Genomic DNA, 18,509 nt, shown 5'->3' on the forward strand with positions numbered 1-18,509 from the left:
ACGGTGGTTATTCATGTTGCTTAGCGAATATTGCAATTTGGATGTACTTGGCCTTAGCGAATTCATTAAGACCATTGGACTAAATCCAGAAGAAGTTCTGGATTGCGCTATCACTCGTATGCATGAAGTGAATCCTTTGCTTAATGCTGTAGTTACTGATTGCAGTGATTGGGCACGTAAGCAACTTAGAAAAATGAAAGGCGATGAGCCTTTTTATGGGGTACCAATCTTAATCAAAGATTTAGGATTTACCTTGGAAGGAGTCCCGTATACTGCCGGGTCAGCTTTTTATACGAGTAATAAGTCGCAGTTCAATAGTGATTTCATTCAGCGTCTATTGGAGTTGGGAATGGTTCCTTTTGCCAAAACCAATGTTCCTGAATTAGGACTGTCCTACGTAACAGAATCGCTGCTGCATGGTCCCTGTCGAAATCCCTATAATTTAAATCGAACACCCGGAGGATCGTCGGGTGGTTCTGCGGCTGCAGTTGCTGCAGGAGTGGCGCCACTTGCTACAGCAAATGATGGTGGTGGTTCTATTCGTATCCCGGCTGCTTGCTGTGGATTGTTCGGTTTTAAACCCACACCAGGATTAACGCCAATAGGACCTTGGGTTGCAGAATCGTGGTCTGGGCTATCTGCCAGTCATGTTTTAACTCGTAGTGTACGTGATTCAGCACTGTTATTTGAATGTTTAACTGCCTCAAGCTTACAAGAGGCCAAGCGTCGGATTGATAATTTCCATCGGCAACCCATCGCTTCCTCACCATTAACAATAGCGCTACTCCATCCACAAATTTTTACAGTAGCTCCTGTTGCCAAGGTTTATCAACTGGCAGTTGAGCATGCAGCAAAGGTGCTGAGAGAAAGTAAACATCAGGTGGAGTTTTATGATTTAAAGCTCGATATGGAGGCCATCGGTGACTGCACCTTAACAATTATAGCAGCCAATGTTTGGGCAGAAATTGAAAATCAGCAACACGAAAGGGGGCGTGTAGCAAAGCCCAGAGATTTAGAGCCAATTACATGGGAATTTATGTTGCAGGGGCAAACCATCACGGCCTCGCAATTAATTAATAGCAAAAATAAACTTTATCAATTGTTGCAACCACTGCGGACATTGTTAGAACAGGTTGATATTCTCCTAACACCCGCACTAGCACAGTTACCCCTGCTTGTTGGCAGTCTACAAACTAGTCGTTTTGAGGATTATTTACAAAAAAATCATGAATTTTCGCCGTTTACTTCGCTATTTAATCAAGCTGGTATGCCAGCAATGACTATTCCTGTCATGTCTCATGATGGCTTTCCAATTTCTGTCCAGTTTGCTGCAGATAAAGGTAATGACAGGCTACTATTACGCCTCGCCAGTCAGCTTAGTGCAGAATTTCCAGAATTTTCTCGCCCAATAATGACTCTTAGAGAATGAATAATTTGCTATATAGGGTCTTACATAGCAAGCCCAGAGTGCAATTGAGAATTATTTCGCACACAATTCTCGCTATTTAATCAACACTGGGTTATAATCAAATTACTTGTGGTCTTTAGCTCCCTGGCTGGAAACAGTGTTCTTCGTGAAAATCCCTCCTTTTGAAGTACAAAGTAGCGAATTAACGCGCGGTATATCCATACTTGTTTCTTTGTTTAGTTGGCTGAACGCAAGTGTATGTTTAATTTTATTTGGAAAGTAGAAATGTCTGATAAAGAAACAGGCCACGTTAAGTGGTTTAATGATGATAAAGGTTACGGATTCATCAGTCGTGATAATGGTCAAGACGATGTGTTTGTACATTTTCGCTCAATTAACAGCGCAGCTGGTCGCAAAACTTTGAAAGAAGGCCAACGTGTAGAGTTCTTAGTAACGAAAGGACCTAAAGGCTTGCAAGCGGAAGATGTAACTGCCGTTTAATCTCTGCTGTTTCTCGGTATCTTCTCTCTTTACCGTCGACCCCGACAGTAAAGGGAGATGATCTTTTTGTGCTATGAAAAATCTTGATGTAATTATTATTGGTGCAGGTGCGGCCGGGCTAATGTGTGCCATAGAGGCGGGCAAGCGCGGACGACGTGTATTAATTCTTGATCATGCCAACAAAGTTGGTAAAAAAATTCTCATGTCAGGTGGTGGACGTTGTAATTTTACCAATTACTCTATTGAACCTCACAACTACCTATCAGCAAACCCTCACTTTTGCAAATCAGCACTCAAACGTTACACCGCTTATGATTTTATTGATTTAGTAAAAAAACATAACATTCCCTTCCATGAAAAATCGCATGGACAACTGTTCTGTGATAATAAAGCAGCAGATATCGTGACGATGTTACTTGCTTGTTGTAGAGAAGCGAATGTTACTATTCGACTTAATACGTCAATTAGCCGTGTAGAAAAAACGGCAAAAGGTTTTACTCTTTGCTTAAATACAGATGAGCGTCTTTGCGCACAATCGTTGGTGATTGCAACCGGAGGGTTATCTATACCCACGATGGGGGCTTCTCCCTATGGGTATCAATTAGCTGCACAATTTGGTTTAACGGTTTTACCAACTCGTGCGGGTTTAGTACCGTTTACCTTGCAACCTGAAGAAAAAGAACGTTTAAGCCTGCTCGCTGGCATATCGCTTCCCTGTCAGGTCAGCTGTAATGGTCAAAGTTTTACTTTAGATATGCTGTTTACTCACCGAGGATTAAGTGGTCCTGCGATGTTGCAAATCTCTTCTTACTGGCAACCCGGTGATCCCTTGGCAATTGATCTGGATATGCATAATCAATGGGCCTATTCTTTAGCAAAGAAAAAAAGACAGTCACCCAAAACTCGTTTAAAACATTGTTTGGAAGAGGCTTTGCCCAAGCGCGTAGTGGCAACGTTTTTTGAGGAAAGCCTAATAGAGGCCGAACTGCAAACTTTTTCTGATAAGCGCTTGCAAGAAATTGGTGAGCGTCTTAAAGAATGGCGTATTAAGCCAAATGCTACCGAAGGATACCGTACAGCAGAAGTGACTTTAGGCGGTGTGGATACGCATGCTATTTCTTCACAAACCATGCAAGTCAAAGATATTCCCGGTCTATATTTTATTGGTGAAGTACTTGATGTAACGGGTTGGCTCGGGGGTTATAATTTTCAATGGGCATGGTCATCAGGTTGGGCCGCAGGCCAGGTTGTCTAGTTTTGGTGGACATTAACAAGACGATATATTCATTACAATAGGTTTTTTACAGACTTATGCGTATAATCATGGCATCTTATATTTGCTGGGATGCATGATGATAAGATTACTTGCCTTATTTTGGGTCGTTTTCCCCTTATTGTCTTTTTCTTCTGTTAGTGTTGATGGTAGTTTCGAAGCTCGCAAATCTTGTCCTGTTTTCCTTTCAAAGAATAAAAAAACTAATCCTGATAATTACATGGTGCAACCATCACAAATTTATGTGATAAAAGAAGTTAATCGCCCTATAAAACCTGATTGGTTACGAATTGAGTTACCTAATGAAGAACATTCATTACGTTGGGTAAGTACGGAATGTGGCGAATATAGCTTTCAGGCGCGAGGTAAAACAACCTGTGAACAATTGCCCGGTCTTGCCGATTCTTATGTATTAGCATTGAGCTGGCAACCAGGTTTTTGTCAAACCTATGGTTATGAACTGGGCAAACCAGAATGCTTAAAACTAACAGCCGATTCTTATCAAGCAAATCATATGGTTTTGCATGGATTATGGCCTAATCAGCAAATTTGTGGGGAACATTATGGTTTTTGTGGTGTGCGGATTAAAGAACATCATTGTGATTATCCAGAAGTTAATTTAAGTGATAAGGTAGCCCAGACTTTACGCCAATTCATGCCTGCCTATGCGGCAGGTAGCTGCCTTGAGAGGCATGAATGGAATAAGCATGGAAGTTGTCAAACTCTTTCCAGTGATGCTTATTTTGCCTTGGCTTTACGTTTAAATCAGGAAGTTAATCAAACAGCATTAGGACAATTTCTCCATGAGCATGTTGGCGACACAATAAGGCGTGAAGAATTGCGGGAAAAAGTAAGGGAATCCTTTGGCAAAGAAACGTCTCGCAAAGTTTATTTTGGTTGTAAGAATGGTATCTTGGTCGACATTTATATTCAGCTACCAGCCTTGATCTCATCCACTGAGTCTTTGGCAGTGCTCATTAGTAAGGCGCCTGATTTTGAGCATTATGATGCGTGTCCAGGAAACATTGTTATCTCAGATTTTAATAATGATACCTGGTTTTAAAGAATGGAGGGGATAGTCTTTTCTTAAATTTGCAGATAATGTGGTATGGTTCTCCAATAGAGTGGAATAATAATCTTGCGCATTGGCCTAACTTCCTCTAATGTAGGGAAATTTAGAGTAAGTGGAACGTTGGCTATGTTGATGCGGTTTTTCTCCTTGATTTTCATTATTTTACTCACATCAAGTTGCAATAAGCATCATGCTGTCATTGTTCCCCCCGTTGCCAAAAAGGCGCTACAACAACGCCAGCTTCCTGCATTTAATCAAGTTGTTGCTGAGGGTAATATCAATGTTAGTTTGCATACAGGCTACGCCCATCCCCAACTTATTTTGCATGGGAATACCCTGGATTTAATGCAAGTTCAGACCGAAGTCAGTAACAATAGTTTGTTGATTCACGTCGGCAAGGGATATCCGCGATATGGTGCCATTACTGCAGAAGTTCGTGGACGTTATTTAAATGCCTTTACCTATCGCGGCGCTGGTACAATAACCGGTAATAATTTACGTTCTAGTCTTTTAGATCTTACGATTGATAATCCAGGTCGTACCACTCTTGGTGGCCAAATTTTCTTACGAAAATTGGCTGTCAGTGGCGGTGGCTATACCCAAATTAGCGGTGTCTACGGCCAATATTTACAATTGTCCATAGAAGATAAAAGCCGGGTGCAGTTATCAGGGACCATGAATATCACTAAACTTGACTTGGATGGTAATGCCTGGTTAGCGATGTATTGGGTTAAAAGCAATGCGTTAATAATACGTGCGAAAGATAATGCTTTTATACAATTAGCAGGGGTCGTGGGTAAATTGGATGTGGAATTATGGGATAGTGCTCATTTTAATGGTAGATATTTGCGAGCGGATCGTGCTTTTGTAAAAACTCACAATAAAGCAATTGCGGATGTTGCGGCAGTAAAACGCCAACATACGCTAGCAACGGATGCAAGTGACATCTATTTTTATAATATTCCAACGATGAAAACCGATTTTATGGCTTATAACGGCTCTGTACTTGATATGCGTGATTTGAATGTAGCCTTTATACAAGAGTACGATCGTTATAATAAATAATTGGATTTGAGTCCTCAAAACTCCTATGACTCTATTGGGGTTGTGGTAAAGGCTGGCAACTCGACAAATTTGTTTTGAGTCGATTGTATATCATTAGAGCCTTTCATGCAGGCGATAACGCTTTCAATGTCCCCATCTAAAGGAATAACATGGGCTGAATTACTCAGCCAATGAACCGCGACATTCTCTCTATTAGAAAAGCGCGTGGCAACTCGCCAGGAAGAAACAACTTTGTCATGACATCCCAGGAATACATCGGTAGGACAGCTGGGAGGGACAAAAGGAAATTGTTTAATGAAATTAAAAATTTCAATAAGCGATGTTAAAGGTAGTTTTCTATAAGTAATTTCATAATATTGATCGGTATACAAATTACCTCCAAGACCACGAAGCTCTTGAAAACCTAGCCAATTCAATAACCTGGCTAATTTTAACGTTTTCTCAAGAGGAACGCGCAGATCAAGCGCGGGAGCTAACAAGTAAAGATGGTGTATGGGAAAACAGTTGCTTAGGTGACAGGCAAGAACACCACCTAAAGACAAACCTAAAACATCGACTTGTTCAAATTCGTTGATTAAGAGTTCACAAGATTGTTCTGCAGCAGTAACCCAGGCTTCAGCTTTTACTCTGGCAAAAATTTGAAGATCCTCCCCATGGCCGGGAAGAACAGGGCAAATTACTGCATCGTAAAAAGAAAAATAGGGTAACATGGCGCGAAAGACGGCGGGGGATGAGGTAAATCCATGCAGTAAAAGTAGGGCGCGCTGCCTTTTACCATTGCGATGATTGATAGGACCTATCAATGACGAATCTCTTTTATTTAAGGCAAACAGCGAAGTCCCTCGTCTTATGCAGCGAAAATCATCAATATTCATAGAAATCCTTTCAAAAAACTTTGCAAAATAAGTGTAAATTAATACTAAAAGTATATTTTATTAGCAACTCAATTTGATACCATTAGAATACAATGTTAATTATTAAATATATAGTAAATGTTTAAGTTAGCTAGCTTATTAATTAACTTGCTGACATGGTCCTAATCTACATGTGCTAATCTTAACTAATAAGTCAAGTTTGTGGAGAGAGTGTAATGAAACAAGAATTCGAGGTGACACCTTTAGAGGATACACCAACACCTAAAAAGGAAGATGAAAATAAAACGCAAACACCACAGGAGGCTCCAAAAGCCAAGCCTACCCCTTCTTCTGCTAAGGAAGAAGAAGATAGGAAGAAGAAAGAAGATTTACAACAACAAATGATGGATGATTTGGTAAAGTTTGCAAAAGACTTTAACAACTGGCTCTATGGAAAATTTTATAAGATGCTGGGTGATGAATTCGATAAAGGCTTGCGTAGTTTGAAAGATTCATTTAGTAATACTCCAGAAGTAAAGGCAGTGAAAGATAAGGAAAATGTAGAGGAGAATAATTTATTAGAAGATGAGAACGAAGATTTAGATAATGAATTAGATGATGAAATTGAAATGCAAGAGTTATCTTCAATGAGCCCTATAGAAGATACGACATCAAAATCAAGTACGAAAGGACTTGAGACACTATCTACTGGTACGATGACTGCAGAGGGACCTAAGAGTGAGGATTTGCAGCAAGTAGCAAAGACATCTCTAAATAGTTGAGTTGCATATCCCTGCTGAAACCAAAGCCGGATATGCTATTATCTAATTATATGTTGTAATCATGCGAGAGTATTATGGGTGAAGCACTAGAGTCTGGATTATCCGACGCACCAAAACCTAGCGGTAAAGACGAAGAAGAACAAAAACCAAAGGCTAAACAAGAAGCTCCTAAGCCTAAGCCTACGCAAGAGAAAGAGGAAGGCAAAGATAAGGATTATCAAAAAGAGATGATGGATGATTTGTTGAAATTTACGCAAGACTTCAACAAAGCTCTTTATGGTGACTTCTATGACATGTTGGGTAATGAAGCCGATAAAGCCATGCGTAGCCTTAAGGATTCTTTCAGCAAAAAACCTGGTGATGATAAAGAAGATAAAAAATCCAGCAAGCAAAGCAAAGACGATACCCCGGATATGGATGAAGAAGAAGGGATGGAGATGCAAGATCTATCGTCTTCATCAGATCCAATGCAAATGACATCAGGTAGTGACACAATCACGAGTCCTACTTCCAGTAGTTCTGGTTTAGATTCAATGAATGGATTGAATCCTGATACTATTGTTGAAACAGTAGAGGCGAACCCAGAATTATTGATGGCTTTATAGTAAAACTACGCTGTAATTCATTAATTTGTTGGGAGCAGCGTAGGTACTCTTGTGCAATTTACCAATATAGTGTCTGCAGTAATATTTTTTAATTTCACTCTTTGAACAAATCTCCAACCTTGAAAAGGTCCGACTTAAGCTCGTTAAAATCAGATTCTGTACTATGCTTAAATTGTTAATTATTTTGTTGGAGTTTAGATTATGAAAAAGAAGCGAAATCCAAAAAATCCCTCTTCTGTTGAAAAAAAAGTTTCTGAAAAAAATCTGAATAAAGTTTCAGGTGGCTCTGGTAAATGGGATTGGCGCGAGGAGCAAAGAGCAAAGGAAGAAAACGACTACAACAATACTCATTTTAAAGATTAGTTGTTACAACTGACCAAAATATTAGGTTAAAGACATTTGGGAGCTGATGGAATAAAGGTCCGACCTACTAAAATCGTTAATAAAAAGGGAGATTTTTTCTCCCTTTTTTTTAAGTATTTGATCATTAACCTTCTAATAGCTTGTGTGGCAAACTTTCGAGACGACCCGACTGCGTTACTACGACATAATCCAGTTTACGTTGTAATTCACTAATCGTATCGGCACCAGCGTAGGTTAAACCTGAGCGTAAGCCGCCAACGATATCGGCAATTACACCTTCGTGATTGTTGCGATAAGCAACCTCAGTGGCAACGCCTTCGGCAGTTTTCCATTCATGCATTTGACCTAAAAAGTCTTCTTGCGCCTCTCGAGATGCCATACCACGATAGCGTTTAACTTGTTTGCCATCTTCTTTGGTGATAATTTCTCCGGGAGTAGGCTCTGTCCCTGCTAACATACCACCAATCATGACAAAATCAGCACCGAAGGCTAAGGCCTTTACGATATCACCAGAAGTTCGAATACCGCCATCAGCTACAATAGAACGATCGGTGCGAGCACAATCTTGAATACAGGTTAGCATAGGGATACCAAAACCAGTTTTAATCCGCGTACTGCAAACGGAACCACCACCGATACCTGCTTTAATAATATCCGCACCACAAGAGGCTAGATAATCAGCTCCGGCATAAGTTGCCACGTTACCTGCCATAATGCAGCGACTACCTAAAAGCCGCCTTAAATTTTTAAGTGTTTTTCCAACATATTTGGCATGAGCGTGAGCAACATCAACACAGAAAAAATCAGCTCCAGCATCACGTAAAGCTTCAGCTCGTTGTAATTCTGCATCGGTACAGCCTACAGAAACAAAGACCTGGCCATTGCATTTTTTGAATTCCTTGATGTTATCTTCAATACTCAAAAAGCGATGTAACGCGCCAATACCGCCTTTACTATGCATGAAATTAGCCATTTTGCTTTCTGTGATCGTATCCATATTGGAACTAATAACAGGTAATTGCAGGGTTAATTTTGCTAACCTGTCGGTCATGCCGATATTAACGACGCGTCTTGATTCATGGTGATTGTAGGCAGGAACCAGTAATACATCATCAAAAGTGATGGCTTGGTTATTCATTCATTCATCCTCTTTGGCTTGGCAAAAGTGTGTACTATAAATGCTCAGCGGCATAATAAGCAAGTCTTGAGCGTTCGCCACGTGTTAAAGTCATGTGCGCACTGTGCTGCCAATGTTTAAAGCGGTCCACAGCAAAGGTTAATCCTGACGTGGTTTCTGTTAAATAAGGGGTGTCAATTTGTTTGATATCACCAAGGCAAATAATTTTGCTGCCAGGTCCTGCTCGCGTGACTAAAGTTTTGATTTGCTTCGAGGTCAAATTTTGTGCTTCATCAATGATGATAAAGCGGTTTAAGAAGGTACGACCGCGCATAAAGTTAAGAGAACGAATTTTTATTTTATTTTGCAATAAGTCCTGAGTGGCACCACGCCCAAAACTGCCACCTTCTTGAGAACTATGAAGAACTTCGAGGTTATCCATCAAAGCGCCCATCCAAGGCGTCATTTTTTCTTCTTCTGTACCAGGCAGGAAGCCAATATCTTCACCGACAGGGATTGTGACTCGAGTCATTAGAATCTCATTGTAACGACTTTGATCCAAGACTTGAGTCAAGCCTGCGGCAATTGTTAACAAGGTTTTACCCGTACCTGCTGAACCTTGCAGCGTAACAAAATCAATTTCAGGGTCTAATAGTAAATTCAGGGCAAAATTTTGTTCGCGATTGCGGGCAGTAATTCCCCAGACTGAATGTTTAGGTTGAGTATAATCTCTGGCCAGTTGTACTACGGTACCACCCTCTGCAATTTCTTTAACGATAGCTTGAAATTGATTATCCTGCGTACTAATACAATCGTTAAAATTCCACTGTGCAGTTAACGGTCCACTGATGCGATAAAAGGTTTTGCCGTTATCTTGCCAGGCCTCCATATTTTTTGCATGACTGTCCCAGAAATCATTATCAAGGATATGAAGTCCGCTATGCAGGAGATTAACATCATCTAATACTTTATCGTTGTAATAATCTTCAGCCGGTATCCCAAGGATTCCTGCTTTGATCCGTAAGTTTATGTCTTTAGAGATGATAATCACCTGACGGCCGGGATATTTTTTCTGTAGACCAAGGGCGGTAGCAAGCAGGGTGTTATCTGCTTTGTGTCCAGGTAATGAAGTGGGACGCAATTGCTCAAATTCATCAGTTTGAAAAAATAAACGGCCGCTACTTTTGATTTTTTCCGAGCTAAGAAAATTCGCTATAGGAAGACCGGCTACAATTTCTTGATGACTGGCATTACTCATTAACTCCACTAACATACGGTTGGTTTGACGTACGTTGCGGGCAACTTCAGAAATACCTGTCTTATGGCTATCTAACTCTTCTAGGACTACCATTGGTAAGTAGATATCATGCTCTTCAAAGCGATAAATAGCCGTAGGATCATGCATCATGATATTCGTATCAAGCACGAACAGTTTTGATTCTCTATTTTCCTTATCCATGGTTCCACCTATCAGCTAAATGTTTCATTGTGCTGAGGGTGACTAACACAGTCAAGCGTTATCTTTCTCTTATAATCAGTTATCTATCGTCTTGTTCAGCCACCAAATAATATGGATAGAAAGAGCACTCTTTAGTGTTGTAATTCCTGTAAGGTTTTAATAACTTCCGCTACGTGATTTTTAACACTGACTTTTCGCCACTCACGGCGCAACACACCTTGCGGATCGATAAGAAAAGTACTGCGTTCTATGCCTCGTACCTGCTTGCCATACATCGATTTCATTTTAATAACATCAAATTGCTGACACAAAACTTCGTCTTTGTCACTAATTAATTCAAAAGGAAATTCTTGCTTGCATTTAAAGTTTTCGTGCGATTTTAAACTGTCACGAGAAATACCGAGAACCTCCGCATGCAATTTTTGCAGTTGTGGATAATAGTCACGAAAATCTTGTCCTTCCAAAGTACATCCCGGGGTGGAATCTTTAGGATAAAAATAAAGAATTAGCCATTTGCCGTGATAGTCACTTAATTTGCCTTGCAAACCATTGGTTGCAGTAAATTCAATATCCGCTAGTTTATCGCCCACGTTCATAGTGCCTCCTGATTTAGTAAGATTAGACTAATTCAAAGAGATGATTTCGCCAATACTCATTCTTGGGTGTATAATCATTTCTTTTATTAATTATTAATAGTTTTAATCGATTCAGGTAGCTTATGGGTAGCCATAAAAAACAAAGTGCGACAATTGTTACTAACAGAAAAGCACATTTTGAATATTTCCTCGAAGATGAATACGAAGCAGGGTTAGTGCTTGAGGGTTGGGAAGTTAAAAGCTTGCGAGCAGGAAAAATTAATCTTTCCGATGCGCATGTCATTATTAAACAGAGTGAAGCCTTTCTATTGGGCGCACAAATTCAACCTTTGCCCACAGCGTCGGCTCATCTTTTTCCGGATGCCACACGCACTCGTAAGTTATTGCTTAACCGCAAAGAGCTTAATCACCTGATTGGGAGTGTAGAGCGCCAAGGTTATACTCTAATTCCATTGTCTTTATATTGGAAAAATAATCGCGTGAAAATGAAATTAGCATTGGCTAAAGGAAAGAAAACCCATGATAAACGCGAAACTGTCAAAGACAGAGATTGGCAACGAGATCGTGCTCGCGTTATGAAAAAGCATAACTAAAATAATGGGAACAGAGGTTAGTCATTCGGATTTTTCGGGACTTTCATGCCCTTTTCTCGCGCTTTTGATAAGCCTATAGCAATTGCTTGCTCTTTACTTTGCACTTTCTTGCCGGCTGGACCACTACGAGCAGTACCTTTTTTATAGCGATGCATTTCTTTTTCGACTTCTTTTTGCGCCCCTTTACTGTATTTTCTATCCATTATTCACTCCTCCTTTGATTTAAAGGGTATAAATTAAGTATAGTATGAAGCCTGTTTTGCTCGTGAATTAACTCTTTGCTATTTTGGTCTTTTCCTTTGCTGCCACCCATAACTCCATTAAGACAGCGATAGGTTCACCTTTAAGATCGACAAACCCTCGCTCTTTAGCAATTTCTTTTAAAGCTTGCATGCGCGTTGTAAATTTTGCTGTTATTTTTCTTAGCGTTTCTTCAGGGTTAAATCCTGCAAAAAGACATAAAGAGATAGCTGTATGCAGCAAATCCCCAATTTCTTCCTGGATACGTTGGCTTGATTCGCTCTGGATTATCGCATTCTTAATTTCCTCACATTCACTAATCGCTTGCTCAATAATCATGCCCTCATTTGGCCATTCGAAACCAAATTGGCGAGCATCTTTTTCAATGCTTACAAGCTCATGGAGTGGATCATTTAGTGCTCTCATCAGATAAACCATCTCCCACGTATACCCTTGGGGTTTTTGATTAAAAAGTGGGTGGAAGCCATTGTTTTCATAGAAACGATAAGTCTTTAAATAATTGCGGTCTTTTTCGGAGGAGGAAAGGGTTTCTACGGTCATTGTTTTGGCTTGTTGTTTTTGGGCATAAATACAAGCTTTTTGTAGCAGTATACTGCCGATGCCGTGACCTTGATATGCTTTTAAAACTCCCAGCCAATAAAGATTGCTATTGGCAGGATAGGGGAAGGAAAGACTTAAAAGCCCCACATTCATGCCATCTATCATTGCCGCAAAATTAACACAATCATGAACACCCTTTGCGTAGGCTTCATTGCAGTCAGGCAGGCCAAAATACTCCGGCAAATCATTGCTAATTTTATGACATAACTTTTCTGCATCAGTAGTGGAAATAATTTCTATGGAATAATTCATAAGATCCTGTAAAGAGATAAGTAGCTTTGTAACAAAATCTGTCATGCCCGCGAAGGCGGACAACCATCCATCAAAATAATCTGGAGCGTATGCATTCCCTTTGGCAAGATACGTTTGGAGACAAGCGCTGGCCTGATTCCCCGTGTCAAATCGAGACCAAAGGGCCTAGCGTGACATAAAATGCTAACAATGGCAAAAAATTCACTAATTTGAATTATGTCTTCTGATCCGTGTAGAGTAGTCGAAGCTCGGCATATTTCCAGTTCTAGAGATCTGGTAGCGAATAGAGAAGAACATGATCTTCTAGAAGAAATGCTTGAGGAGTCAACGTATATTGCTAATAACGAGCACTACTTAATTTTTACCCCTTTAGGTATCCTTCACTGAAATATGGATTTAGATTTTGCTAGGGAGTACGAACCATCCTTATGGTATTGCTCTCTTGATTACTAGCCGCTTTAGCTGAAGTAGCTTGAAGTATTTATCTTTGCATCGGCAAGATCAAAAAAAATTGGGTAAAAACGTCGCAGCATTTACCTCGGAGGTGTTTTTTGAAAAAGGGGCCGATTTATCTTTAATACGCTAATTGGCGGTGCTGGGCAAACGAAAATAATGTTGAATTTACGCGTGATGAGATTTTGAATAAAAGAAAGTTCTCTTTTCTAGAAGATTTCGAGTTAATAATTAATTCCCCTAATTACTGAAATTAGTTCAATAAAGCCAATAACGTTATGATTGTAATTTATGAACCTAGTTAGTTAATGAATTGGAAACCGGGTTGCCTCTGTGCTATCGAGGCCTGTAATGCGATTGATAGACATAGCTGCCATTATTATTTTCTGTGATTTCACTCATGAGCTCGATTAGGACTCTTAAAAAGAAAGCAGCTAACGTGATGGTTAATCCGGTTATAGCGTGATTATTATCTTGAGAGCAAAGCGCTGCGGTAAAGAGGAGTATGCCTGACAGCATGCTGATAATTACCGCATTATTCAAGAATTCATTATGATTCAAGCGATAAAAAATGCTGTGCCGATTAGTACTGGCTTGCTCCATTTGTTCTAGGTGATCGGATTGTTCTAATTGTCCGGGATCTGATTCCTCAAGCTCCAATTGTTCCATCTGTCCTAATTCATTAATTATTTCATCTAAAGGAGTAGCGACCTGGGTGTTTATTGTTTTAAATTTGGTTCCATATTTGCTCATAATGCAACAATCCAAATAAAAGAAAATAGAATAACAAGCCTCTTATAAAATAAGCTCCCTCTTTGGTAATTTTTATTTTCCATAAAATTTTAACCAATCGTTTTTGCAATTTGCAATGTTTAACTAGCTCGCCCACTCGATCAGTAGAATTTCATTAAAGCTAAGATTTATAAGAAGAGATAAAAAAATATTAACTTGGGTATAAATTTTGTTGTAAAACGATAATTTATTGTTATAATGCAGTGGTTTCAACTCCAGAAAGGAACGTTATTATGCAAAAAATAAAATTTACAAGTCATATGCTTTATCTCTTATTCCGCGCACTCTGTTGGCTAATACCACTCATCACTACGTATCTCATTCTGTTTAATATTGAAGATATGTTAACGTGGGGTGGATGGGCCGTGACTCCCGCTCAAATCCATGATACGCATTTCTCATTAACACATCGCTTAGCCATTTTGGCGATTCAATGCGCGCCCTTATCTATCAGTGTTCTTATCTTTCATAAGCTTGCTAATTTATTTAGGCTTTATGAACAGGGAAATTTATTCGAGGAAGAGAATATAAAATTAATTAAACAAATTAGCATTTATATGATTGCGGGGGAATTGTTGCAATTGATTTATCAACCCTTAATCACTGCTGCATTGACTTTTAATAATCCCCCAGGACAGCGTTTTGCAAGCATTACGCTAGGCACAACCAATGTTTCAACACTGATTACTGCCTGCATTATTTTGGTGGCTTCATGGATTATCAAAGAAGCTCATCAATTAAAAGCAGATAGTCAATTAACAATTTAAGGAAAAGTTGTATGCCTATTATTGTTAATCTAGATGTTATGATGGCTAAGAGAAAATGTCGGCTAAAGGAATTAGCCGAGGCAATTGGAATTACTGAAGCCAATTTATCCATTTTAAAAAATGGCAAAGCAAAAGCCATTCGCTTAGCAACCCTTGAGGCAATTTGTACTTATTTGCAATGCCAGCCCGGGGATATTCTCGAGTATCAACTCGATAAGACAATGCCCTTAGAACAAGAAAGCGCTTAAAAGCACTCATCTCCCTACTTGCCGTGCTTATGCACGGCATCTTGATAAGGGCATGGAAACTATATTAGGGTCTGTTGACATTTCCACTTGCCCTACGTGTCGCGGCTTTTCGAACGCTCAATTGAGTGAGCTTACCTTTTCTTAAACTTCATATTTTAATTTTGGTTAGTCGTCCTGTTAAGTTTAGTTGTTTTTTAAAAGACTAAGTGGGCAATATTAATTTTGATTAGCTATACTAATAACCAGCATCCCTTTAAGCTAACAGGGCGAATATTAAAGTATTTTTTCATTAGTAAGGACACTTAATGATGGCTAAAATGACAATTGGTGATTATTTATTAACTCGTCTCACAGAGCTTAATATCAGCGATATTTTTGGTGTACCCGGTGATTATAACCTCACTTTTTTAGATCAAATTGTAAATTTTCCTAAATTACGGTGGATAGGTAATTGTAACGAATTAAATGCTGCTTATGCTGCTGATGGCTATGCTCGCGTGCGGGGGGCTGCAGCAATTGTCACGACCTTTGGTGTGGGAGAGCTCAGTGCTATTAATGGTATTGCAGGAAGCTATGCAGAGTATTTACCTATCGTCAACATTGTCGGAGCGCCTTCAACCATTACTCAACGGCAAAGTGCCATCATGCATCATACCTTCGGTACGGGGGACTTTAAGGTTTTTATTAAAATGTTCGAAAACCTTTCAGCGGCAGTTGCTATTCTTGATTCCGCTGAAAAAGCTGCCGAACTTATTGATACTGCCTTGGAAAAATGTTGGGTGAAAAAACAGCCGGTCTATATCAGTTTACCCAGCGATATGGTCAATGTTGAAATTGACGCCCCGAAAAACCCGTTAAACCTAAAATACCCGGACTCAAATCCTGATTCAGTTGCTGAATTGGTGTCTCGTACAGCAGAATTAATTCGTGCGGCAAAAGCACCCGTGATTTTAGCTGATCTTTGCGCATCGCGTCATAATATGAAAGAGCTTATTCATAATTTTCTTGAGCAAACCGGCATTCCTTTTGCCACTATGAATATGGGGAAAGGAATTATCAACGAATCACATCCTGGATTTATTGGTTTTTATAATGGCGCTTACAGTACACCAGGAGTGCAAGAACGTGTTGAAAGTTCAGATTGTATTGTTTCCTTTGGAACGGTTTTATCTGATTTTAATACGGGAGGATTCACTTGTTGTATTGATGCGAATGCGACGGTGGAAATTCATAGTAACTATGTAAAAGTACGTCGTTCAATTTACCCCGATGTTTATTTTAATGCCGTTATTCCCGCTTTAACAAAAGATTTAGAAGATTATCATTACCAAGGGAAAATCAATAACCCTAAAAAAACAAGCTATCAACCTCAAGAAGGCAAAATTACCCAGAAACGCTTTTGGAATAATATGGCGCATTATTTTAAACCCCAGGATATTATTCTGGCTGAAACGGGCACAAGCATGTTTGGTTTATTAGAAACTACGATTCCTGATAATAGCATTTTTATTGCGCAGTCTTTATGGGGCTCAATTGGCTATACTGTGGGAGCCCTACTTGGGGCGGCACTTGCTGATAGGAATCGCCGCACAATATTGTTTGTTGGAGATGGGTCGTTTCAGTTAACCGCTCAGGAAATATCAACAGTATTACGGCAAAAACTGGCGCCAATTGTTTTCTTATTGAATAATGATGGCTATACCATTGAGCGGGTAATTCACGGCCCAAAAATGATTTATAATGACATTCAACCTTGGCAATACGCACAGCTTCCGATGATTTTTGGTGACAATGTATTTACGGCAAAAGTCAGTACAGAGGCGCAATTAGCCGAAGTGCTTGAGCAAACTGAAGCGCAGAAAGATAAAATGTGCTTTATTGAAGTAATGATGGACAGGGATGATTGTCCGGAAAATTTACGTAAATTAGGGAAAGCTTGTGAAGAGAAAAATAAAGGGTAATTGACCAGTGATACCAGTTTAATTGCACGCATGATTGAGTAAGTCGATTTGATGATTTACTCAAGGGATTAGTTACATAAGAAGGAGCATAGTCATGTTATATTGGGCGCTTGTTTTCTTGGTTATTGCAATAATTGCCGGTTTATTTGGTTTTCGTGGGGTATCCTCTACCGCCACGTATATCGCCAAAGTATTATTTTTTATATTCATTGTTATTTTTATTATTTCGTTACTATTTGGTTTGTTTACTGGTGGTCCGGCTTTGCCCCCGACACCTTAAACGCGTCCGAATTAATTTTTGAAGATAAAAATGGATAATTTACAATGGCTTACTAAGCTTATTGGTTTCAATACCATTTCAAGCAATTCGAATATGCTGTTGATTGAAGCCATTGCTGTTTGGTTTAAGCTTCACCATATTGATTCGCAAATTATTCATGGGCCTGCGGAAGGCAAAGCAAATTTGTTCGCCACAATTCCTGCAAAGGATGGCCAAACTCAAGGGGGTATTTTGTTGTCAGGTCATACGGATGTTGTTCCTGTCGCAGGACAACTGTGGGCGACTGATCCCTTTGTTGCAACAGAAAAAGACGGCAAAATTTATGGTCGTGGCGCTAGCGATATGAAAGGGTTTATTGCAGTTGTGCTTGCATTGGTGCCGGAATTTATAGCATTGCAATTAAGTAAACCCATTCATTTTGCATTTACCTATGATGAAGAGGTCGGTTGCATTGGTGTTGATTTTTTAATTGAGTATCTCCAAAAAATTGGTATACAGCCTGAGGGTTGTATCGTTGGCGAACCCTCAAATATGCGACCAATAATTGGTGAAAAATCCAGGCAGGTTTATCACTGCCAAATACAAGGATTGGCAGCACATTCTTCCCGTGCGGATAAGGGATGTAATGCAATCGAGTACGCAAGCCAATTAATCTGTTATATTCGCAAAATAGCAAATCATCTAAGAGAGCAAGGCCCTTTTGATAATGATTTTGACCTTCCTTATACAACAATTTCTACAAATATTGTCAGTGGCGGAACAGCGACCAATGTAATCGCGGGTACCTGCGAACTCTTATTTGAAGTTCGCTACTTACCCCAATTTCTCCAACAAAATTTTCGTAGCCAGATTGAAAATTATATTAATAGTGAACTATTACCGGAAATGAAAAAAATATACCCGGAAGCGGCGATTTATCTAAACCTAAACTCTGATTCTTCAGGATTCGTGGCTTCCGAAGATGCCCCCATTACCAAATTAGTTCGTCGAATCACAGGGATAGGAGAGCGTTTAAAGGTTTCCTATTCAACTGAAGCAAGAGCCTATCAAGATGCAGGAATTAACACGGTTGTTTGCGGCCCAGGAAATATCGAGCAGGCGCATCGACCAAATGAGTTCATTACCATTGAGCAACTTAATATTTGTGAGTATTTTCTTAAAAATGTTATTAATTTGTTTTGTCTAAATAGTAGTGCAAATTAGGGGA

Annotated in this window: 21 protein-coding genes; 14 read left to right on the top strand and 7 right to left on the bottom strand. The window is 39.6% G+C overall.

Annotated features, from left to right (window positions below):
* Window positions 1-13 precede the first annotated feature (13 nt).
* From PXX05_RS14280 to PXX05_RS14300, 5 genes are all read left to right on the top strand, one after another.
* The gene (locus tag PXX05_RS14280; protein WP_275088859.1) at window positions 14-1,429 is read left to right on the top strand and encodes an amidase; all 1,416 of its coding nucleotides are present in this window, start codon (window positions 14-16) and stop codon (window positions 1,427-1,429) included.
* Window positions 1,430-1,693: 264 nt separating this feature from the next.
* On the top strand, window positions 1,694-1,909 hold the full coding sequence (locus PXX05_RS14285) for a cold-shock protein (RefSeq protein ID WP_275088860.1): 216 nt from the start codon (window positions 1,694-1,696) through the stop codon (window positions 1,907-1,909).
* 73 nt (window positions 1,910-1,982) lie between these two features.
* Window positions 1,983-3,164 (top strand): BaiN/RdsA family NAD(P)/FAD-dependent oxidoreductase, encoded by a 1,182-nt coding sequence (locus tag PXX05_RS14290; protein WP_275088861.1) that lies wholly within the window; start codon window positions 1,983-1,985, stop codon window positions 3,162-3,164.
* 94 nt (window positions 3,165-3,258) lie between these two features.
* Window positions 3,259-4,245: a ribonuclease T2 family protein gene (locus PXX05_RS14295; RefSeq protein WP_275088862.1), complete on the top strand. Its 987-nt coding sequence runs from the start codon at window positions 3,259-3,261 to the stop codon at window positions 4,243-4,245.
* 135 nt (window positions 4,246-4,380) lie between these two features.
* Complete coding sequence (locus PXX05_RS14300; protein WP_275088863.1) at window positions 4,381-5,319, top strand: GIN domain-containing protein; 939 nt, start codon at window positions 4,381-4,383, stop codon at window positions 5,317-5,319.
* A 23-nt stretch (window positions 5,320-5,342) separates the two neighbouring features.
* Here the strand turns inward: PXX05_RS14300 and PXX05_RS14305 are convergent, their stop codons facing one another.
* A complete protein-coding gene (locus PXX05_RS14305; RefSeq protein WP_275088864.1) occupies window positions 5,343-6,194 on the bottom strand; it encodes an alpha/beta hydrolase in 852 nt (283 codons plus the stop codon).
* A 215-nt stretch (window positions 6,195-6,409) separates the two neighbouring features.
* Between PXX05_RS14305 and PXX05_RS14310 the strand changes: the two genes are divergently transcribed.
* The 3 genes from PXX05_RS14310 to PXX05_RS14320 all read left to right on the top strand — a co-directional run bounded on the left by PXX05_RS14310 (window position 6,410) and on the right by PXX05_RS14320 (window position 7,923).
* Complete coding sequence (locus PXX05_RS14310) at window positions 6,410-6,955, top strand: hypothetical protein (protein ID WP_275088865.1); 546 nt, start codon at window positions 6,410-6,412, stop codon at window positions 6,953-6,955.
* A gap of 74 nt (window positions 6,956-7,029) precedes the next feature.
* Window positions 7,030-7,560 (top strand): hypothetical protein, encoded by a 531-nt coding sequence (locus tag PXX05_RS14315; RefSeq protein WP_275088866.1) that lies wholly within the window; start codon window positions 7,030-7,032, stop codon window positions 7,558-7,560.
* A 201-nt stretch (window positions 7,561-7,761) separates the two neighbouring features.
* A complete protein-coding gene (locus PXX05_RS14320; protein ID WP_275088867.1) occupies window positions 7,762-7,923 on the top strand; it encodes a hypothetical protein in 162 nt (53 codons plus the stop codon).
* Between the two features lie 124 nt (window positions 7,924-8,047).
* On the opposite strand, the gene PXX05_RS14325 is transcribed toward PXX05_RS14320, so the two are convergent.
* The 3 genes from PXX05_RS14325 to PXX05_RS14335 all read right to left on the bottom strand — a co-directional run bounded on the left by PXX05_RS14325 (window position 8,048) and on the right by PXX05_RS14335 (window position 11,095).
* Window positions 8,048-9,061, bottom strand: coding sequence for a guanosine monophosphate reductase (locus PXX05_RS14325; RefSeq protein ID WP_275088868.1), 1,014 nt, complete (start codon window positions 9,059-9,061; stop codon window positions 8,048-8,050).
* Window positions 9,062-9,095: 34 nt separating this feature from the next.
* Window positions 9,096-10,499, bottom strand: a complete 1,404-nt coding sequence (locus PXX05_RS14330; protein ID WP_275088869.1) for a PhoH family protein — start codon at window positions 10,497-10,499, stop codon at window positions 9,096-9,098.
* A 131-nt stretch (window positions 10,500-10,630) separates the two neighbouring features.
* The gene (locus PXX05_RS14335) at window positions 10,631-11,095 is read right to left on the bottom strand and encodes a peroxiredoxin (protein WP_275088870.1); all 465 of its coding nucleotides are present in this window, start codon (window positions 11,093-11,095) and stop codon (window positions 10,631-10,633) included.
* A 122-nt stretch (window positions 11,096-11,217) separates the two neighbouring features.
* Here PXX05_RS14335 and smpB point away from each other — a divergent pair, with 122 nt between their 5' ends.
* Window positions 11,218-11,688 carry an SsrA-binding protein SmpB gene (gene smpB / locus PXX05_RS14340; RefSeq protein WP_275088871.1) on the top strand — a complete coding sequence of 157 codons (471 nt, stop codon included), beginning with the start codon at window positions 11,218-11,220 and terminating at the stop codon, window positions 11,686-11,688.
* A 17-nt stretch (window positions 11,689-11,705) separates the two neighbouring features.
* Here the strand turns inward: smpB and PXX05_RS14345 are convergent, their stop codons facing one another.
* The 3 genes from PXX05_RS14345 to PXX05_RS14355 all read right to left on the bottom strand — a co-directional run bounded on the left by PXX05_RS14345 (window position 11,706) and on the right by PXX05_RS14355 (window position 14,007).
* On the bottom strand, window positions 11,706-11,891 hold the full coding sequence (locus PXX05_RS14345; protein WP_275088872.1) for a DUF6496 domain-containing protein: 186 nt from the start codon (window positions 11,889-11,891) through the stop codon (window positions 11,706-11,708).
* 67 nt (window positions 11,892-11,958) lie between these two features.
* Window positions 11,959-12,801: a GNAT family N-acetyltransferase gene (locus tag PXX05_RS14350; protein ID WP_275088873.1), complete on the bottom strand. Its 843-nt coding sequence runs from the start codon at window positions 12,799-12,801 to the stop codon at window positions 11,959-11,961.
* 789 nt (window positions 12,802-13,590) lie between these two features.
* Window positions 13,591-14,007 (bottom strand): hypothetical protein, encoded by a 417-nt coding sequence (locus PXX05_RS14355; protein ID WP_275088874.1) that lies wholly within the window; start codon window positions 14,005-14,007, stop codon window positions 13,591-13,593.
* A gap of 272 nt (window positions 14,008-14,279) precedes the next feature.
* Here PXX05_RS14355 and PXX05_RS14360 point away from each other — a divergent pair, with 272 nt between their 5' ends.
* The 5 genes from PXX05_RS14360 to argE all read left to right on the top strand — a co-directional run bounded on the left by PXX05_RS14360 (window position 14,280) and on the right by argE (window position 18,505).
* Entirely contained in the window at window positions 14,280-14,813 is a 534-nt protein-coding gene (locus tag PXX05_RS14360; protein ID WP_275088875.1) for a DUF2975 domain-containing protein, read from the top strand.
* 11 nt (window positions 14,814-14,824) lie between these two features.
* The gene (locus PXX05_RS14365) at window positions 14,825-15,061 is read left to right on the top strand and encodes a helix-turn-helix domain-containing protein (RefSeq protein WP_275088876.1); all 237 of its coding nucleotides are present in this window, start codon (window positions 14,825-14,827) and stop codon (window positions 15,059-15,061) included.
* Window positions 15,062-15,366: 305 nt separating this feature from the next.
* A complete protein-coding gene (locus tag PXX05_RS14370; protein ID WP_275088877.1) occupies window positions 15,367-17,022 on the top strand; it encodes an alpha-keto acid decarboxylase family protein in 1,656 nt (551 codons plus the stop codon).
* 94 nt (window positions 17,023-17,116) lie between these two features.
* Window positions 17,117-17,302, top strand: coding sequence for a DUF1328 domain-containing protein (locus PXX05_RS14375; RefSeq protein ID WP_275088878.1), 186 nt, complete (start codon window positions 17,117-17,119; stop codon window positions 17,300-17,302).
* A 30-nt stretch (window positions 17,303-17,332) separates the two neighbouring features.
* Window positions 17,333-18,505, top strand: coding sequence for an acetylornithine deacetylase (argE, locus tag PXX05_RS14380; protein ID WP_275088879.1), 1,173 nt, complete (start codon window positions 17,333-17,335; stop codon window positions 18,503-18,505).
* Window positions 18,506-18,509 lie beyond the last annotated feature (4 nt).

Source organism: Legionella cardiaca (assembly GCF_029026145.1).
Lineage (GTDB): Bacteria > Pseudomonadota > Gammaproteobacteria > Legionellales > Legionellaceae > Tatlockia > Tatlockia cardiaca.

What these genes read in the sequence shown, in the direction of transcription:
- PXX05_RS14280 (WP_275088859.1), top strand. Translation starts at nt 14, where the DNA reads ATGTTGCTTAGCGAATATTGCAATTTGGATGTACTTGGCCTTAGCGAA.
- PXX05_RS14285 (WP_275088860.1), top strand. Translation starts at nt 1,694, where the DNA reads ATGTCTGATAAAGAAACAGGCCACGTTAAGTGGTTTAATGATGATAAA.
- PXX05_RS14290 (WP_275088861.1), top strand. Translation starts at nt 1,983, where the DNA reads ATGAAAAATCTTGATGTAATTATTATTGGTGCAGGTGCGGCCGGGCTA.
- PXX05_RS14295 (WP_275088862.1), top strand. Translation starts at nt 3,259, where the DNA reads ATGATGATAAGATTACTTGCCTTATTTTGGGTCGTTTTCCCCTTATTG.
- PXX05_RS14300 (WP_275088863.1), top strand. Translation starts at nt 4,381, where the DNA reads ATGTTGATGCGGTTTTTCTCCTTGATTTTCATTATTTTACTCACATCA.
- PXX05_RS14305 (WP_275088864.1), bottom strand. Translation starts at nt 6,194, where the DNA reads ATGAATATTGATGATTTTCGCTGCATAAGACGAGGGACTTCGCTGTTT.
- PXX05_RS14310 (WP_275088865.1), top strand. Translation starts at nt 6,410, where the DNA reads ATGAAACAAGAATTCGAGGTGACACCTTTAGAGGATACACCAACACCT.
- PXX05_RS14315 (WP_275088866.1), top strand. Translation starts at nt 7,030, where the DNA reads ATGGGTGAAGCACTAGAGTCTGGATTATCCGACGCACCAAAACCTAGC.
- PXX05_RS14320 (WP_275088867.1), top strand. Translation starts at nt 7,762, where the DNA reads ATGAAAAAGAAGCGAAATCCAAAAAATCCCTCTTCTGTTGAAAAAAAA.
- PXX05_RS14325 (WP_275088868.1), bottom strand. Translation starts at nt 9,061, where the DNA reads ATGAATAACCAAGCCATCACTTTTGATGATGTATTACTGGTTCCTGCC.
- PXX05_RS14330 (WP_275088869.1), bottom strand. Translation starts at nt 10,499, where the DNA reads ATGGATAAGGAAAATAGAGAATCAAAACTGTTCGTGCTTGATACGAAT.
- PXX05_RS14335 (WP_275088870.1), bottom strand. Translation starts at nt 11,095, where the DNA reads ATGAACGTGGGCGATAAACTAGCGGATATTGAATTTACTGCAACCAAT.
- smpB (WP_275088871.1), top strand. Translation starts at nt 11,218, where the DNA reads ATGGGTAGCCATAAAAAACAAAGTGCGACAATTGTTACTAACAGAAAA.
- PXX05_RS14345 (WP_275088872.1), bottom strand. Translation starts at nt 11,891, where the DNA reads ATGGATAGAAAATACAGTAAAGGGGCGCAAAAAGAAGTCGAAAAAGAA.
- PXX05_RS14350 (WP_275088873.1), bottom strand. Translation starts at nt 12,801, where the DNA reads ATGAATTATTCCATAGAAATTATTTCCACTACTGATGCAGAAAAGTTA.
- PXX05_RS14355 (WP_275088874.1), bottom strand. Translation starts at nt 14,007, where the DNA reads ATGAGCAAATATGGAACCAAATTTAAAACAATAAACACCCAGGTCGCT.
- PXX05_RS14360 (WP_275088875.1), top strand. Translation starts at nt 14,280, where the DNA reads ATGCAAAAAATAAAATTTACAAGTCATATGCTTTATCTCTTATTCCGC.
- PXX05_RS14365 (WP_275088876.1), top strand. Translation starts at nt 14,825, where the DNA reads ATGCCTATTATTGTTAATCTAGATGTTATGATGGCTAAGAGAAAATGT.
- PXX05_RS14370 (WP_275088877.1), top strand. Translation starts at nt 15,367, where the DNA reads ATGATGGCTAAAATGACAATTGGTGATTATTTATTAACTCGTCTCACA.
- PXX05_RS14375 (WP_275088878.1), top strand. Translation starts at nt 17,117, where the DNA reads ATGTTATATTGGGCGCTTGTTTTCTTGGTTATTGCAATAATTGCCGGT.
- argE (WP_275088879.1), top strand. Translation starts at nt 17,333, where the DNA reads ATGGATAATTTACAATGGCTTACTAAGCTTATTGGTTTCAATACCATT.